Source organism: Streptomyces sp. NBC_00158 (assembly GCF_045160885.1).
GTDB lineage: Bacteria > Actinomycetota > Actinomycetes > Streptomycetales > Streptomycetaceae > Streptomyces.
Window position 1 is genome coordinate 1693151 of record NZ_CP108161.1, and the last position, 15914, is coordinate 1709064.

The 15914-nt window shown below is 72.7% G+C and carries 13 protein-coding genes; 4 read left to right on the forward strand and 9 right to left on the reverse strand.

Going from position 1 to position 15914, the window contains the following annotated elements:
* Window positions 1-176: 176 nt before the first annotated feature.
* Window positions 177-1439 (reverse strand): DUF4192 domain-containing protein, encoded by a 1263-nt coding sequence (locus OG553_RS07510; RefSeq protein ID WP_405978246.1) that lies wholly within the window; start codon window positions 1437-1439, stop codon window positions 177-179.
* 124 nt (window positions 1440-1563) lie between these two features.
* Here OG553_RS07510 and OG553_RS07515 point away from each other — a divergent pair, with 124 nt between their 5' ends.
* On the forward strand, window positions 1564-3723 hold the full coding sequence (locus OG553_RS07515; RefSeq protein WP_405978247.1) for a RecQ family ATP-dependent DNA helicase: 2160 nt from the start codon (window positions 1564-1566) through the stop codon (window positions 3721-3723).
* 215 nt (window positions 3724-3938) lie between these two features.
* Entirely contained in the window at window positions 3939-4568 is a 630-nt protein-coding gene (locus OG553_RS07520) for a hypothetical protein (RefSeq protein WP_405978248.1), read from the forward strand.
* Between the two features lie 234 nt (window positions 4569-4802).
* Here OG553_RS07520 and OG553_RS07525 read toward each other — a convergent pair whose 3' ends face one another.
* The 3 genes from OG553_RS07525 to OG553_RS07535 all read right to left on the reverse strand — a co-directional run bounded on the left by OG553_RS07525 (window position 4803) and on the right by OG553_RS07535 (window position 6935).
* Window positions 4803-5468, reverse strand: coding sequence for a hypothetical protein (locus tag OG553_RS07525; protein ID WP_405978249.1), 666 nt, complete (start codon window positions 5466-5468; stop codon window positions 4803-4805).
* A gap of 59 nt (window positions 5469-5527) precedes the next feature.
* A complete protein-coding gene (locus OG553_RS07530) occupies window positions 5528-6238 on the reverse strand; it encodes a ribonuclease HII (RefSeq protein ID WP_405978250.1) in 711 nt (236 codons plus the stop codon).
* 91 nt (window positions 6239-6329) lie between these two features.
* Window positions 6330-6935, reverse strand: coding sequence for a TetR/AcrR family transcriptional regulator (locus OG553_RS07535; RefSeq protein WP_405978251.1), 606 nt, complete (start codon window positions 6933-6935; stop codon window positions 6330-6332).
* A gap of 140 nt (window positions 6936-7075) precedes the next feature.
* Here OG553_RS07535 and OG553_RS07540 point away from each other — a divergent pair, with 140 nt between their 5' ends.
* Window positions 7076-8629: an MFS transporter gene (locus OG553_RS07540; protein ID WP_405978252.1), complete on the forward strand. Its 1554-nt coding sequence runs from the start codon at window positions 7076-7078 to the stop codon at window positions 8627-8629.
* A gap of 139 nt (window positions 8630-8768) precedes the next feature.
* On the opposite strand, the gene OG553_RS07545 is transcribed toward OG553_RS07540, so the two are convergent.
* The 4 genes from OG553_RS07545 to OG553_RS07560 form a co-directional block, all read right to left on the reverse strand.
* Window positions 8769-9683 (reverse strand): ADP-ribosylglycohydrolase family protein, encoded by a 915-nt coding sequence (locus OG553_RS07545; protein WP_405978253.1) that lies wholly within the window; start codon window positions 9681-9683, stop codon window positions 8769-8771.
* Between the two features lie 11 nt (window positions 9684-9694).
* Complete coding sequence (locus tag OG553_RS07550; protein ID WP_405978254.1) at window positions 9695-10354, reverse strand: histidine phosphatase family protein; 660 nt, start codon at window positions 10352-10354, stop codon at window positions 9695-9697.
* 73 nt (window positions 10355-10427) lie between these two features.
* Window positions 10428-11033, reverse strand: a complete 606-nt coding sequence (locus OG553_RS07555) for a YdbC family protein (protein WP_267803478.1) — start codon at window positions 11031-11033, stop codon at window positions 10428-10430.
* Between the two features lie 32 nt (window positions 11034-11065).
* Window positions 11066-11908 carry an arylamine N-acetyltransferase gene (locus OG553_RS07560; protein WP_405978255.1) on the reverse strand — a complete coding sequence of 281 codons (843 nt, stop codon included), beginning with the start codon at window positions 11906-11908 and terminating at the stop codon, window positions 11066-11068.
* 67 nt (window positions 11909-11975) lie between these two features.
* Between OG553_RS07560 and OG553_RS07565 the strand changes: the two genes are divergently transcribed.
* Window positions 11976-12935, forward strand: a complete 960-nt coding sequence (locus OG553_RS07565) for a DUF1152 domain-containing protein (RefSeq protein ID WP_405978256.1) — start codon at window positions 11976-11978, stop codon at window positions 12933-12935.
* Between the two features lie 94 nt (window positions 12936-13029).
* Here OG553_RS07565 and OG553_RS07570 read toward each other — a convergent pair whose 3' ends face one another.
* Window positions 13030-15912, reverse strand: a complete 2883-nt coding sequence (locus tag OG553_RS07570) for a vitamin B12-dependent ribonucleotide reductase (RefSeq protein ID WP_405978257.1) — start codon at window positions 15910-15912, stop codon at window positions 13030-13032.
* Window positions 15913-15914 lie beyond the last annotated feature (2 nt).

Genomic DNA, 15914 nt, shown 5'->3' on the forward strand with positions numbered 1-15914 from the left:
GGCCGGTTCTGCGGGGCGGCGGCGCGGCCGGGCCCCCACCACCCCCCAGCTGAACGCCCGCACCCCCGCCCGGGTCACGGGCCCCGGTGGTGGCTGCCCGCACCGGGCGGGCCGACTCCGGCGCCGGTCCCGGCCCACCGCACCGCACAGGACCCCTGCGGGGCCCCGGCGGGGGCTCACTGCCCGCTCCCCTCGGTGCGGCGGGAGGCGCGGCGGCGCTGTCCGGTGCGACGGCCGGGCGGGCGGGTGGCTCCGGCGGGCCGCTTGCGTCCCGGCTCCCGGCGCCTGCGCTCCTCCCGCAGGCACTCCCGCAGCCCCTCGGGGTCGATGCCCTCGTTGCAGGCGTGGTGGAGGAGCTGGGCGAACCGGTACTCGGCGTCGGCCCGCAGCGCCAGCCCGAAGGCGATCCGGGCGGTCGGCTCGTCCCCCGTGGACCACGACACCCAGCCGGCCAGGGTCAGCGGGGCCGCGGCGTGCTCCCCGTAGGCGCCGACGCAGCGCCTGGCCAGGGCGCGCCACAGCCTCAGGGCGGGCGCGGCCTCCTCGTCCTCCATCCACTCGGCGGCGATGTCGCGGATCTCCCGGTCCTGGAGTCCGAGGATCACGGCGGCGGCCTCGTCGTGGCCGAGCAGTGCGTCGTCCCAGTCGTCTGCGCGGGGGCCGCCCTCGGCGGGCGGCGCGAGGGTCATGCGCCTCATCAGGGTCCGCGCCAGGGCGAGGGTCTGCTCGCCGACCTCCTCCCGGGTGGCCCCGTCGAGGATCCTCGGCACCAGCGCGGTGGCCGCCCGCTCCAGTGCCTCTTCCTGTTCGGCGGCCCAGGCCCCGTCGAGCGGGGTCAGCCGGCCCTCGATCTCCTTGAGAGAGCCGCGTACCCGGAGCCCCGCGAAGGTGGCCGCCGCGGCCATCACCGAGGTGCCGGGCGGCGCCAGCGGGTTGCCCTCGGCCGGGCAGCACCCGTCGTCGCCGCAGGTGTAGGACCAGTAGCGGCCTGCGGAGAGGCACAGCGCCTCCAGGACCGGGACGTCCAGGGCGCCGCAGGCGATCCGGATCCGCTGGGCGAGCGGCCGCAGCCGGGTCATGACCCGCTGCCCGCTCTCGCCGCCCCGGGGGTCCTGGCAGAGGAAGACCACGATGCCGTCGGGCTTGCCGCCGCGCCGCTCGCTCCCCCGGATGAGGCATTCGGCGACCTGCCGGGCGGTGTCCTCCCATTCGGCGGGGGCGAGGGGGATGCCCACGCGCAGGCGGCCGCCGAAGCGTCCGTTCTCGCCGTGCACGGCGACCATGACGAGGGAGTCGGTGGGGTGGAAGCCGAGCATGTAGGGCAGCGCGTCGGCCAGTTCGGCAGGGCTGCGCAGGGTGATCTGGGGTTCGGTGGGGACTCCGGACGGGCTGATGGAGGGCTGTCCGGACGGGCTGGGTGATTCGTGGTTCGTCGTCATGCGTCCGACGGTCCCGTGCCCGCTCCGATCCCGAAACCCCTGTGGATAACTCGTTCGATCTTCAATTTCCACAGGTCCGGATCCGCATTGGCGCGATGTCAGAGCCATCGGGTTGCATGGGGGCATGAACGCAGACCTGAGGTCCTCGGCCGATTCCGTCCTCGCCCGTCTCGTGGGCGACCCCACGGGCACCGCGCGGCTGCGCGAGGACCAGTGGCGGGCGATCGAGGCCCTCGTCGCGCACAAGCGGCGCGCCCTGGTGGTCCAGCGCACCGGCTGGGGCAAGTCCGCGGTCTACTTCGTGGCCACGTCCCTGCTGCGGGCGAGCGGCGCCGGACCGACCGTCATCGTCTCCCCGCTGCTGGCGCTGATGCGCAACCAGGTCGAGGCTGCCGCGCGGGCGGGCATCCACGCGCGCACCATCAACTCCGCCAACCCGGAGGAGTGGGAGGGCATCCAGGCGGAGGTCGCGGCGGGCGAGGTGGACATCCTGCTGGTCAGCCCGGAGCGGCTCAACAATCCCGACTTCCGCGACCAGGTGCTGCCCAAGCTGGCGGCCGCGACGGGCCTGCTCGTGGTCGACGAGGCGCACTGCATCTCCGACTGGGGGCACGACTTCCGTCCCGACTACCGCCGGCTGCGGACGATGCTCGCCGATCTCCCGCCGGGCGTCCCGGTGCTGGCGACGACCGCCACCGCCAACGCCCGGGTGACGGCCGACGTCGCGGAGCAGCTCGGCACGGGGGCGGGCACGGACGCGCTGGTGCTGCGCGGCCCGCTGGACCGCGAGAGCCTGAGCCTGGCGGTGCTGGCCCTGCCCGACGCCGCGCACCGGCTGGCCTGGCTCGCCGACCACCTCGCCGCCCTGCCCGGCTCAGGGATCATCTACACCCTGACGGTGGCCGCCGCCGAGGAGGTCACCGCCTACCTGCGCCACCGCGGGCACACGGTGTCCTCGTACACCGGCAAGACGGAGAACGCCGACCGCGAGCAGGCGGAGAGCGACCTCCAGGCCAACCGGGTCAAGGCCCTGGTGGCGACCTCCGCCCTGGGGATGGGCTTCGACAAGCCCGACCTGGGCTTCGTGGTGCACCTGGGCTCGCCGTCTTCCCCCATCGCCTACTACCAGCAGGTCGGCCGCGCCGGCCGCGGGGTGGAGCACGCCGAGGTGCTGCTGCTGCCGGGCCGTGAGGACGAGGCGATCTGGCAGTACTTCGCCTCGGTGGCGTTCCCCCCGGAGGAGCAGGTGCGCCGCACCCTGGACGCGCTGGCCCAGGCGGGGCGGCCGCTCTCGCTGCCCGCGCTGGAGCCGCTCGTGGACCTGCGCCGCACCCGGCTGGAGACGATGCTGAAGGTGCTCGACGTGGACGGCGCCGTCCACCGGGTGAAGGGCGGCTGGACCGCCACCGGCGAGCCCTGGGTGTACGACGCCGAGCGGTACGCCTGGGTCGCCCGGCAGCGGGCCGCCGAGCAGCAGGCGATGCGGGACTACGCGGCCACGACCGGCTGCCGGATGGAGTTCCTGCGCCGCCAGCTGGACGACGAGGAGGCGGCCGCCTGCGGCCGCTGCGACAACTGCGCCGGCGCCCGCTTCACGGCGGACGTCTCCGGTGCGGCGCTGGACACCGCCCGGGGCGAACTGGGCCGTCCGGGAGTGGAACTGGAACCGCGCAGGATGTGGCCGACCGGGCTCGCCGCGGTGGGTGTGGACCTCAAGGGGCGGATCCCGGCCGGGGAGCAGTCGTCGTCCGGGCGCGCCCTGGGCAGGCTGTCCGACATCGGCTGGGGCAACCGGCTGCGCCCGATGCTGGCCCCGCAGGCGGCGGACCAGCCGGTCCCGGACGATGTGGCTCAGGCCGTGGTGGCCGTGCTCGCCGACTGGGCCCGGGGGCCCGGGGGTTGGGCCTCGGGCGCCGCCGACGCTTCGGCCCGGCCGGTGGGCGTGGTCGCACTGCCTTCGCGCAGCCGCCCCCAGCTGGTCGGTTCGCTGGCCGCGCGCATCGCCGAGGTGGGGCGGATCCCCCTGTTGGGGACGCTGGAATACACGGATCAGGCGCCGCAGTTCGGGCTGCCGTCCTCGAACAGTGCCCAGCGGGTCCGGGGGCTCCACCAGGCGTTGACCGTGCCGCCAGCCCTGGCGGCGAGCCTTTCCGAGGTCCGGGGTCCGGTGTTCCTCGTGGACGATCGCGCGGAGAGCGGTTGGACCCTCGCGGTGGCCGCCAGGCTGCTGCGGCGGGCGGGGGCCGAGGGGGTGTTTCCGCTGGTGCTGGCGCTCCAGCCGTAGCGGAATGCGTCGTCTTCGGCGTGACGGGGCAAGGATATGAGCGGCATACCGGCGAATTCCGGTCCGCGGCCGCAAATGCTCATTGCCCCATCCGAGCGGGCCACGCGAGAATCGGAGTGCTCCCGCTCGGCTCGTCGGCACTCTCCTGGGCCGCGCTGCGGCGCGCCCACACCTCAGCCGTGCCCGTACGCGGGCGTGTACCCGAAGGGAGGACCGTGACCTTCGGATTCGCCCCGTCCTCGACCACGTCACTGGCAGCGGCGGCCGGTGGCGCCAGCCGGCACGGCAGACTGCTCGAACCCTCCGAGTGGACCGCGGCGGGGGTTCCCCTGCTCCGCAATCCGCGCGAGGTGGTCAGCGGCCTGCACTCCCGGCACAGCCCGGCGCCCTCCACCGCCGTCATAGCCGTGCTCGGTCCCGAGGAAGAGCTCGTCGCGAGCGCCTCGTTCGTGCAGAAGTCCGCTTCGGCGGACGGCTGGGAGTACCGCAACGCGCTGCTGTCGCGGCTGCGCCGGGTGATCCCGCACGACCTGCGGCGCCGCACTCCGGTCCGGACGGCGGTGCTGATGTACTGCCGTGACGGCGACGAGCGCTGGACCGAGGAGGACGGCGCCTGGATGTGGGGGCTGCGCGACGCCTGCACCCTGCACGGGCTGCGCTGCGGCGCGTACATCACGCTGACCCGCGGCGGCTGGCAGGTGGTGGGTGAGGGGCGGGGCGGGCGCCGTCCCGGTTCGGACTCCCGGCCCGAGCCGCTCGGTTCCCGGACCCCCGAGCTCACGCCGCTGACGCTGAGCACCGTGGGCGGTACCTCGGAGCCCCTGCGCCGGACCGCCGCGCGCTGAGCCCCCCGCGCGCCGGCGGGCCCGCGGGGGTCCCGGGCTCCGGTGGCGGGGTCCCGACCCCCTTCGGCGGCAGGACCCGTACGCCTTCGGAAGCCGTCGGGCACCGCCGCATACGGGCGGGGGCAGCCCTCACGGCCGTACTCCCGGGACGGGGGTACGGCTGGTCGGGCTCCGGACTTCAGCGGGGCCGGCCCGAGGCCCGCCCCGCCCCTCGCCCGTGCGGGATACGGGGCGTCAGACGCCCGCACCCAGCACGGAGTTGATCTGCGTGACGTCGCCGCACACGATCAGCAGGGCACCCGCCCGGCCGAGCGCCACCGGCAGTGCGGTGGAGGTGGCCGAGGCCGGTCCCCCGTTGGCCGCGAAGACCACGACGGGGCGGCCGGAAGCACGCTGCACGTGCGCCGCGTCCGCGTAGAAGACGTCGTCCCCGGCGTCGTGCTGGGCCCAGTAGGAGGCCTCGCCGAAGGACAGTTCGTGGGCGGCCCACGGGTGCGGGTCGCCGGTGGTGATCACCAGGATCTCGCCGGGCGCGCGCCCGGTGTCGAGCAGCAGGTCCACGGCCTCCTCGGCCGCGTCCAGCGCACCCTCGGCGGAGGCCGGGATCAGCTGGACCTGCGGGACCGCCGCCGAGACCGACGGTGCGGTGGGGGCTGCGGGAACGGGTCCGGGGGTGGGCTCGGCCGCGCGCGGCGCGGGCGGACCGGGCCGGGGGGCGACACCCGCGCGGTTCGCCGCGGCGGGGGTGGGACCGGGGCGCCCGGGCCGGGGAACGGCTGCGGGACGCGGACCAGGTACGGGGCGGGGGGTCTGCGCGGTGCGGCTCGCGGCCGGCGTGACGCGGGGACCCTGGGCACTCTCGTGAATCTGAGGCTCCTCGATGGCGGGGGTGAGAGGCATGAGTTGATATCTATCAAACACCGGTACGAAACGTACCGGTCGGTGGCACGTGGGTGCGATCAGAAATCGAAGCCGAGTTGGCCTCCGTTTTCCAGCTCCAGCGCTTCCTCGCTGCGGCGCACCTTCTTCAAGTGCCGCCACTGGGGCAGCGCGTCGAGGTAGGACCACGAGAGCCGGTGGTACGCGGTGGGCCCGCGCAGCTCCAGCGCGGCCCGGTGGACCGGCGAGGGGTAGCCCGCGTTCGCGGCGAAGGCGAAGTCCTCGGTTCCGTCGCCCGGTTCGCCGAGTTCGGCCATCATCCGGTCGCGCCGCACCTTGGCGATCACCGAGGCCGCGGCCACGGCCACGCAGGACTGGTCGCCCTTGATGACCGTCCGGACCCGCCAGGGCGGGCCGAGGTAGTCGTGCTTGCCGTCGAGGATCACCGCGTCGGGCCGCACCGGGAGCGCCTCCAGCGCGCGTACCGCCGCGAGCCGCAGGGCCGCCGTCATCCCGAGCTCGTCGATCTCCTCCGGGGAGGCGTGCCCGAGGGCGCTCGCGGTGACCCAGTCCTCCAGGACCTCGAGGAGGGCGTCGCGTCGCTTCGGGGTGAGCAGTTTGGAGTCGGTGAGCCCCTCGGGCGGCCGGCGCAGGCCGGTGATCGCCGCGCAGACGGTGACGGGACCGGCCCAGGCCCCTCGTCCGACCTCGTCGACCCCGGCGATGACCTTGGCGCCGGTGGTTGCACGGAGGGAGCGCTCGACGGTGTGGGTGGGTGCTTCGTACGGCATGGCGCCAGCAAGGTTACGCCGCCCCGGGCCGCCTGCACACCCCGGCCCGGGGCAAGCGCCTCCGCGGCTCCCGCCGGGGCTTCCCGGCGGTTCACGCCCGGAGCATCGGCACCATCAGCGCGTCGATCATCTCCGCGATCTCGACGTCCGGCCATTCGCTTCCGCACACCTTGGCGCGGTACATGAGCATCGCCGGGATCACCTCGGTGAGCATGGGGCTCGTGGCGTCGGAGCGAACCTCTCCCCGCTCGATTCCGCGCTGGAACAGCTCGCATATCACCTCGTGCGCCGGTTCGTGCAGGCCTTTCCAGATCACCTCACGGAACAGGCCGGCATGGGCGTGGTCGCATTCGTGAAGGACCGCGCGCAGCGCCACCCCGGCCTGGGAGCGCATGACGTCCCGCATCCGCACGCACAGCCGGTACAGGTCCTCGCGCACCGATCCGTGGTCGGCGATCTCCCCCAGCGCGGGCAGCCCCGCCCTCAGCACCTCCGCCACCAGATCGGTCTTGGTGGGCCAGCGCCGGTAGACGGCCGCCTTGCCGGTGCGCGCCCCGGCGGCGACCGCCTCCATGGTGAGGGCGTTCCAGCCGACGGTGCTCAGCTGCTCCAGCGCCGAGTCCAGAATCGCCCGTTCGAGCGCCGGACCCCGTCTGCGCGCCGGCGCCGCCCCCGCCGACCAGCCCGAACCCGCCATACCCGTACCTCCGACCGGCCGACGCGTTTCTCGCGCGCATTTTCGGCCTTAGTGAACGCTTGTGTTCCCTGCGTCCGGGCTCCTACCGTGGACCCGCAGTGAACGGTTGCGTTCACTATTTCACTTCGGGGGGATCCACCGTGACAAGCGTCCAACTCGCGAAGCCACGGATTCCGGGGGCCGCCCGACGGCCCGGACGTCCTGGGGTGGCGCTCGCCGTCATCGCCGCCTGCCAGCTGATGGTCGTCCTCGACGCGACCATCGTGAACATCGCGCTCCCGCACATCCAGACGGCCCTCTCCTTCTCCACCACCGACCTGTCCTGGGTGATCAGCGCCTACACCCTCGCCTTCGGCGGACTGCTGCTGCTCGGCGGCCGGGCCGGCGACATCCTGGGCCGGCGCCGCGTCTTCGTGGCCGGAATCCTGCTGTTCACCCTGGCCTCCCTGCTCGGCGGCTTCGCCCAGGAGCCCTGGCAGCTGATGGCGGCCCGCGCCCTCCAGGGCGTCGGCGGGGCCATCGCCTCGCCGACCGCACTCGCCCTGATCACCACGACCTTCGCCGAAGGCCCCGACCGCAACCGCGCCTTCGGGGTCTTCGCCGCCGTGTCCGCCGGCGGCGGCGCCGTCGGTCTGCTGGCCGGCGGCATGCTCACCGAGTGGCTGGACTGGCGCTGGGTGCTCTTCGTCAACGTGCCGATCGGCGTGCTCATCGCCGTCCTCGCCCCGCTCTACATCAACGAGTCCGAACGGCACCCGGGCCGCTTCGACGCCGCCGGCGCGCTCACCTCCACCGCCGGAATGACCTCGCTCGTCTACGGGTTCATCCGCGCCTCCGAGGACGGCTGGCGCGACTCCCTGACCATCGGCTCCTTCGCCACCGCCGTCGTCCTGCTCGGCCTCTTCGTGCTCATCGAGTCGCGCGCCGCCGAACCGATCATCCCGCTGCGGATGTTCGCCGACCGCAACCGCGCCGGCACCTACCTGATCATGCTCGGTCTCGCCGCCGCCATGTTCGGCATGTTCTTCTTCATCGTCCAGTTCGTGCAGAACGTACTGGACTTCTCGCCCGTCCGGTCCGGCCTCGGCTTCCTGCCGGTGACGGTGGCGATCATCGCCGCCGCCGGACTCTCGCAGCGCTTCCTGCCGCGCCTGGGCCCCAAGCCGTTCATGGTCGCCGGCTCGGCCCTGACCGGGATCGGCCTGGCCTGGCTGACCTTCATCCGCACCGACAGCACCTACCTGTCCGGCGTGCTCGGCCCGATGCTGCTGTTCGGCTTCGGCATGGGCCTCAACTTCGTCACCCTCACCCTCACCGCCGTCTCCGGCGTGGCACCCCAGGAGGCCGGCGCGGCCTCCGGGCTCCTGAACGCCAGCCAGCAGGTGGGCGGTTCGCTCGGCCTGTCCATCCTGGTCACCGTCTTCGGCACCGCCGGCCGCGACGAAGCCGCCAAGCAGGTCCCGGACTTCATGGCGCACGCCGAACCGGGCCGGCTGGCCGCCTTCAAGGAGAGCGGCCGGCTGCCGGACCCCTGGGGGGACCTCGTCCTCACCCGGGGCATCTCCACCGCCTTCATCGCCGCCGTCGCCATGGCGGGGCTGGCACTGGCCACCGCGCTCCTGGTGATCCGCGTCCGCAAGAGCGACCTGGAGGCCCTGAGCGGAGCCGCCGCCGGGGCCGGCCCCGCGGCCTGAACACCCGGCCCGGCCCCTCCCCCACGACGGAGCGGACAGACGTACGAGGAACACCGGGCGCGGAACCACCCCCGCGCCCGGCACCCGCCCACCCGGCACCGGCGCCACCCGGCCGGTACCCCTCAGCAGCCGGTACCCGTCAGCCGGGCAGGCCCGGCAGCCACGCCGGAAGCGCCTCGGTGCGGTCCAGCCACGCCTGCGGCAGCGCCGCCTCCCCGCGCCCGCCCAGGACGCCGCCGACGATCGCGCAGGTGGTGTCCACGTCACCGCCCACCTGGGCGGTGGTCCAGAACGCCCGCTCGAAGTCGTCCAGCGCCCGGGCCGCCGACCACAGCGCGAAGGGCACCGTGTCGTGGGCGCTGGTGCGCCGCCCGCAGCCCAGCACCGCGGCGACGGTCGTCGCGTCGCCGTAGTCCAGCATGTCCCGCGCCCGGCGCACGCCCGCACCGACGGCGCTGCGCGGCACCAGCGCGATCACCCCGTCCAGCAGGTCCGCGGCGGTCGGCGGCCCGTCCGGGGACGCCGCCAGCGCGGCCGCGGCGGCGACGGCCATCGCCCCGCACACCGCTTCGCGGTGCTGGTGGGTGGTGTAGGCGGAGATCTCCGCCTGGTGCGTGGCCTGCTCGGGGTCGTCCGCGTACCAGGCGCCGAGCGGGGCGATCCGCATCGCGGCGCCGTTGCCCCAGGAGCCCTGCCCGTTGAAGAGCTCGGCGGCCAGCGTGCGCCAGTCCTCGCCCTCCCGGACGAGTCGCAGCATCCGGTTCACGGCGGGCCCGTAGCCGCGGTCGAAGTCGTGGTGGTCCGCGAAGGAGGCCGCCAGCGCGTCCTGGTCGACGCGGCCGTGCGAGGCGAGCACCGCCAGCACCGAGCAGGCCATCTCGGTGTCGTCGGTCCACTGCCACGGCTCGCTGCCGGCCGGCAGCTCGCGCCGCTTCAGCAGCGGATAGTTGACGGGAACGAAGTACTGGGAGCCCAGGGCGTCCCCCAGGGCCAGCCCGCGGAGGCTGGACAGGGCGCGTGCGTAACGCGTTTCGGAAGTGGATTCAGCGGTCATCGCGCGTCACTTTAGCCGTCCAGGTCATAAGGCTCGGGTGTGGTCCACCGCTCAAACGGGCGGTCCATCCGGTACCGGCCGTCGGGTCCGAGCAGCAGGACGCGGTACTCGCCGTTGCCCGGGTTGGAGAGGGCCTCGAACTCGGCCACCGACCAGTGGAACCAGCGCATGCAGAACAGCCGCATCGTCAGCCCGTGGGTGACCAGGAGGACGTTCTGCGGATGGTCGGGGGCCTCGAAGCTGCGGTAGAGGCTCTCCAGGAAGGAACCGACGCGGTCGTACACGTCGGCGCCCGACTCGCCCTGCGCGAAGCGGTAGAAGAAGTGCCCGTACGCGTCCCGGTACGCCTTCTGGAGCTTCACGTCGTCGCGGTCCTGCCAGTTCCCCCAGTCCTGCTCGCGCAGCCGGGGCTCCTCGCGCACGCGTACCCGCGACGGGTCCAGCCGCAGCTCGCGGAAGGTCTGCAGGGTCCGGCGGTAGGGGGAGACGTACGCGCTGATGCTCTCCTCGCCGAAGAGCTCGCGCAGCCGCTCCCCGGCGGCCGCGGCCTGCTCCTGGCCGGTGCGGGTCAGCCGCAGGGCGTGGTCGGGCTCCCGCTCGTACACCGTGTCATCGACGTTCCCCTCCGATTCCCCGTGCCGGACAAGGACGATGCGCCGTGGTCGAACCATCCCCCGACCCTATTCGGCCGCCGGGGCCGGTGCGCCCCGGGCACGCCGGACGGGGGCGGCGCTTGTCCTACGGTCATACCGTCCAGCTGGGTTCGAGGTCGACGACGTCCCCGGTGAGCGCCTCCACGTCGGCCTCGGTCTGCGCGCGCAGCGAGAGCCGCTCGACCCGCTCCTGCCGGTACTTGCCGTGCTCCGCCGCCGCCCGCCACATCGACAGCACCAGGAACTCCCGGCCGGGCGCCTCCCCGAACAGGCCCCGGATCATCCCGGGCGATCCCGCCATGGCGGGGTTCCAGACCTTCTCCTGCATCAGCGCGAAATGGTCCACCCGCCCCTCCCGCACCCGGGTGTGGGCGACGCGCACCACGTCGGCGTCGCTGAAGCGCGGCTCGAAGCCGGTCTTCACGTCGAAGCGGTGGTCGAAGAGCGTCACCCGGGCATCGGTGTAGGTGCCGTTCTGCGAGGCCGCCAGCCTGTCGTGCGAGCGGGCCATGAAGGAGTCGTAGAAGGAACGGCTCTCCCAGAACGCGAAGACATGCGCGACCCCCTGCCGGCCTCTGCTCCAGCCGCCGCCCTGCCCCCGGAATCCCGGTTCGCCGGGCAGCCCCGCCCACTTGCGCTGCCCGCGCTCGAACCCGCGTCGGTCCGTCACCGTGCAGCGAATCCACTTGACCAGCACCGCGCCATCGTACGGGCCGGGCGCGGTCCCGGTCAGTCCCCGGAGCCGTGGATCCGTACCAGTTCCGCCGCATCCCGCTCGGGCAGCCGAAGACCGAACTCCCGGTCGAGGAGGGCGATCAGCCGGTCGGATTCCACCGGCTCCCGCTCGGTCCGCCCGTCGGGGAACAGCCGCGTCAGCTCGCGCCCGACGAGCGTCCTGCGCACGGCCTCCCCGGGGTGCTGCACGATGGTCTTCCCGACGAAGGCGGACCGGGGGTGCGTGGAGCTGTAGTGGTTCAGCACGACGAAGTCCACGGGGTGGTACCGCTGCGGGGAGAAGGCGTACAGGTCCCACCAGCCCTCCCCGCGGCGGGCCCGCAGGACGAGGACGCCCCCCTCCTCCTCGTGGACCGCGTACGTCCAAGCGCCCTGGCGGACCTCGGTGCCGGGCCGCGCGAGGGGGACGGGCTCGCGCGGGCCCATGTAGCCGAATCCGGCGTCGCAGAGCCACGGTTCGCCCCCGACGGTGACGACCAGCACGGCGTGCGTCACCGCCAGCAGGGAATCGCCCCGGGTGCGGTTGCGGGCGCCGCGCCCGGACACCTCGAAGCCGATCCGCTCCAGGGCGGCGGCCAGCAGCGAGTTCTGCTCGTAGCAGTAGCCGCCCCTGCGGGCGCGTACGAGCTTGTCCTCCAGCGCCTTGACCTCCAGCTCGACGGGGCGGCCGAGCAGGACGTCCAGGCTCTCGAAGGGGATGGCGGCGGTATGGGCCCGGTGCACCTCGTACAACGTCCGGAGGTCCGGCCGGAGTTCCCCCGGCGCCCGGCCCGTTCCGCCGCCGAGCCCGATCCGTGCCAGGTACGCGTCCAGGTCCAGCTCGTCACCGCTCCACATGGCTCTCCACTCCCCCGCCGTGAAATCCCCGTGCCCGCGCGCGCCCGGGCCACGCACAATGATCGCCATGACCGCCCTGCACACCAACCCCCTCTTCGGCCGTCTGGCCACCGCCGAGCGCGTGCTCGTCGCCGGCGCCGGCGGGGGCTTCGACGTCTACTCGGGCCTGCCCATCGCGCTGTCGCTGCTGCACCAGGGCAAGGAGGTGTACCTGGCGAACCTCTCCTTCAGCACCCTGGCCGGCCTGCCCGCCGAGGACTGGGCGGCCCCCGACCTGGCCGCCGTCACCCCCGACTCCGCGCCGCACCTGTCCTACTTCCCGGAGCGGACCCTCGCCCGCTGGCTCCGGCTCCACCACTACCCCTCGACTGTGTACGCCTTCCCCCAGGTCGGGGTGCAGCCGCTGCGCGCCGCCTACCGGGCCCTGATCGACCTCCACCGGATCGACGCGGTGGTGCTGGTCGACGGGGGCACGGACATCCTGATGCGGGGCGACGAGGCCGGCCTCGGCACGCCCGAGGAGGACCTGACCAGCGTGGCGGCGCTGGCCGCGCTGGACGACGTACCGGAACGGCTCGTGGTGTCGGTCGGCTTCGGCGTGGACGCGTACCACGGGGTCAGCCACGCCCTGGTCCTGGAGAACATCGCGGCGCTGGAGCGGGAGGGGGCGTACCTCGGCGCGTTCTCGATACCCCGGGCGACCCGGGAGGGGGCGCTCTTCCTGGACGCCGTGGCCCACGCCCAGGACCACACGCCGGACCGGCCGAGCATCGTGGCGGGTTCGATCGCGGCGGCTGTCCGCGGCTCCTTCGGCGACGTCCGGTTCACCGAGCGCACCCGGGGCAGCGAGCTCTTCGTGAACCCGCTGATGTCCCTGTGCTTCGCCTTCGAGCTGCGCGGGCTGGCCGACCGCTGCCTCTACCTGGACCGCATCGAGGACACCCACCTGATGCGCCAGGTCCACTCGAGGATCGCCGAGTTCCGGGAGGACCTGGTCACCCGGCCGTCCCGGGCCATCCCCCACTAGCGGGGCCCCGCGCGGGTACGGCGAAGGGGACCGGCCACGGGCCGGTCCCCTTCGTTCACGTGCGGCGGGTCAGCGGTCCGCTACCCGCACGGGCTCAGCTGCAGCCGCTGGTGGAGCCGCAGCCCTCGCAGATGTAGCAGGAGCCGGCGCGCTGCATCTTCGTACCGCACGAGAAGCAGAGCGGAGCGTCGGCGGAGACGCCCATCTGCATCTCGACCAGTTCGGCGTTGCTGTGCGCCGTCTTGGGGGCCGGGACCGGGACGATCGCCACCGGCTTGGCCACGGCGGCGACGGGCGCCGACTGGGCGAGGGACTCGGTGTCGAGCTCCTCCTCGTCGAGCGGCTCGTAGGAGCCGGTGTCGAGGTGGCGCTGACGCTCCTCGGCGGAGTGGATGCCGAGCGCCGAGCGGGTCTCGAAGGGCAGGAAGTCCAGCGCCACGCGACGGAAGATGTAGTCGACGATCGACTGCGCCATGCGCACGTCCGGGTCGTCCGTCATACCGGCCGGCTCGAAGCGCATGTTGGTGAACTTCGCGACGTACGTCTCCAGCGGGACGCCGTACTGCAGGCCGACGGAGACGGCGATCGAGAAGGCGTCCATCATGCCCGCGAGGGTGGAACCCTGCTTGGACATCTTCAGGAAGACCTCGCCCAGGCCGTCGTCCGGGTAGGAGTTGGCCGTCATGTAGCCCTCGGCGCCACCGACCGTGAAGGAGGTGGTGATCCCCGGGCGGCCCTTGGGGAGGCGCTTGCGGACCGGACGGTACTCGATGACCTTCTCGACCGCCGTGCGGATGGTCTCCTCGGCCTTCTCGGTGATCTCGGCCTTCTCCTCCTCCTTCTTCTTGGCGGAGAGGGGCTGGCCGACCTTGCAGTTGTCGCGGTAGATCGCGAGCGCCTTGACGCCCATCTTCCACGCCTCGAAGTAGATCTCCTCGATCTCCTCGACGGTCGCCGACTCCGGCATGTTGACCGTCTTCGAGATCGCGCCGGAGATCCACGGCTGGATCGCGGCCATCATGCGGACGTGGCCCATCGCGGAGATGGAGCGCTCGCCCATCGCGCAGTCGAAGACCTCGTAGTGCTCGGTCTTCAGGCCCGGGGCGTCGACGACGTTCCCGTGCTCGGCGATGTGGGAGACGATCGCCTCGATCTGCTCCTCGATGTAGCCGAGGCGGCGCAGGGCCTGCGGGACGGTGCCGTTGACGATCTGCATCGAGCCGCCGCCGACGAGCTTCTTGAACTTGACCAGGGCCAGGTCCGGCTCGACACCGGTGGTGTCGCAGGACATCGCGAGACCGATGGTGCCGGTCGGCGCGAGGACGGAGGCCTGGGAGTTGCGGAAGCCGTTCTTCTCGCCGAGGCGCAGGACGTCCTGCCAGGCCTCGGTGGCCGCGGCCCAGATCGCGTTGTCCAGGTCCTCGGTGCGCGGCGCGACGGCGTTCGCGTCGGCGTGCTGCTTCATGACGCGCTTGTGCGAGTCGGCGTTGCGGGCGTAGCCGTCGTACGGGCCGACGATGGCGGCCAGCTCGGCGGAGCGCTTGTACGCGGTGCCGGTCATCAGCGAGGTGATCGACGCGGCGAGGGTGCGGCCGCCGTCCGAGTCGTACGCGTGGCCGGTCGCCATCAGCAGGGCGCCGAGGTTGGCGTAGCCGATGCCGAGCTGGCGGAAGGCGCGGGTGTTCTCGCCGATCTTCTGGGTCGGGAAGTCCGCGAAACAGATGGAGATGTCCATCGCGGTGATGACGAGCTCGACGACCTTGGCGAAGCGCTCGGCGTCGAAGGACTGGTTGCCCTTGCCGTCGTCGTTCAGGAACTTCATCAGGTTCAGCGAGGCGAGGTTGCAGGACGTGTTGTCCAGGTGCATGTACTCGCTGCAGGGGTTGGACGCGGTGATGCGGCCGGACTCGGGGCAGGTGTGCCAGTTGTTGATCACACCGTCGTACTGGATGCCCGGGTCGGCACAGGCCCACGCGGCCTCGGCGAGCTTGCGGAACAGCGCCTTGGCGTCGACCTTCTCGATGACCTCGCCGGTCATGCGGGCACGCAGGCCGAAGTCGGTGCCGTTCTCGACGGCCGTCATGAACTCGTCGTTCACGCGGACGGAGTTGTTGGCGTTCTGGTACTGGACGGACGTGATGTCGTCGCCGCCCAGGTCCATGTCGAAGCCCGCGTCGCGCAGGGCGCGGATCTTCTCCTCCTCCTTCACCTTGGTGGCGATGAAGTCCTCGACGTCCGGGTGGTCCACGTCCAGGACGACCATCTTGGCCGCTCGGCGGGTGGCGCCGCCCGACTTGATCGTTCCTGCGGAGGCGTCGGCGCCGCGCATGAAGGAGACCGGACCGGAGGCGTTGCCGCCGGAGGAGAGGAGCTCCTTGGAGGAGCGGATGCGGGAGAGGTTCAGGCCGGCGCCGGAGCCGCCCTTGAAGATCATGCCCTCTTCCTTGTACCAGTCGAGGATCGACTCCATGGAGTCGTCGACGGCAAGGATGAAGCAGGCGGAGACCTGCTGCGGCTGGGGCGTGCCGACGTTGAACCAGACCGGGGAGTTGAAGCTGAAGATCTGGTGCAGGAGGGCGTAGGTCAGCTCGTGCTCGAAGATCTCCGCGTCGGCGGGGGACGCGAAGTAGTCGTAGTCCTCGCCGGCCTTCGTGTAGGTCTTCACGATGCGGTCGATGAGCTGCTTCAGACCGGTCTCGCGCTGCGGGGTGCCGACGGCGCCGCGGAAGTACTTGCTGGTGACGATGTTGACCGCGTTCACCGACCAGAAGTCGGGGAACTCGACGCCGCGCTGCTCGAAGTTGACCGAGCCGTCGCGCCAGTTGGTCATGACGACGTCACGGAGCTCCCAGTTCACCTCGTCGTAGGGGTGCACGCCGGGGGTGGTGTGGATGCGCTCGATCCGCAGGCCGCCCTTGGCGGCCTTGGTCCCCTTGGCGCGGGAACCACGTGCCGAGCTGCTCGCCGTCTCTGTCATGC

Coding starts and splice junctions, on each gene's coding strand:
- OG553_RS07510 (WP_405978246.1), bottom strand. CDS start 1,439: ATGACGACGAACCACGAATCACCCAGCCCGTCCGGACAGCCCTCCATC.
- OG553_RS07515 (WP_405978247.1), top strand. CDS start 1,564: ATGAACGCAGACCTGAGGTCCTCGGCCGATTCCGTCCTCGCCCGTCTC.
- OG553_RS07525 (WP_405978249.1), bottom strand. CDS start 5,468: ATGCCTCTCACCCCCGCCATCGAGGAGCCTCAGATTCACGAGAGTGCC.
- OG553_RS07530 (WP_405978250.1), bottom strand. CDS start 6,238: ATGCCGTACGAAGCACCCACCCACACCGTCGAGCGCTCCCTCCGTGCA.
- OG553_RS07535 (WP_405978251.1), bottom strand. CDS start 6,935: ATGGCGGGTTCGGGCTGGTCGGCGGGGGCGGCGCCGGCGCGCAGACGG.
- OG553_RS07545 (WP_405978253.1), bottom strand. CDS start 9,683: ATGACCGCTGAATCCACTTCCGAAACGCGTTACGCACGCGCCCTGTCC.
- OG553_RS07550 (WP_405978254.1), bottom strand. CDS start 10,354: ATGGTTCGACCACGGCGCATCGTCCTTGTCCGGCACGGGGAATCGGAG.
- OG553_RS07560 (WP_405978255.1), bottom strand. CDS start 11,908: ATGTGGAGCGGTGACGAGCTGGACCTGGACGCGTACCTGGCACGGATC.
- OG553_RS07565 (WP_405978256.1), top strand. CDS start 11,976: ATGACCGCCCTGCACACCAACCCCCTCTTCGGCCGTCTGGCCACCGCC.
- OG553_RS07570 (WP_405978257.1), bottom strand. CDS start 15,912: ATGACAGAGACGGCGAGCAGCTCGGCACGTGGTTCCCGCGCCAAGGGG.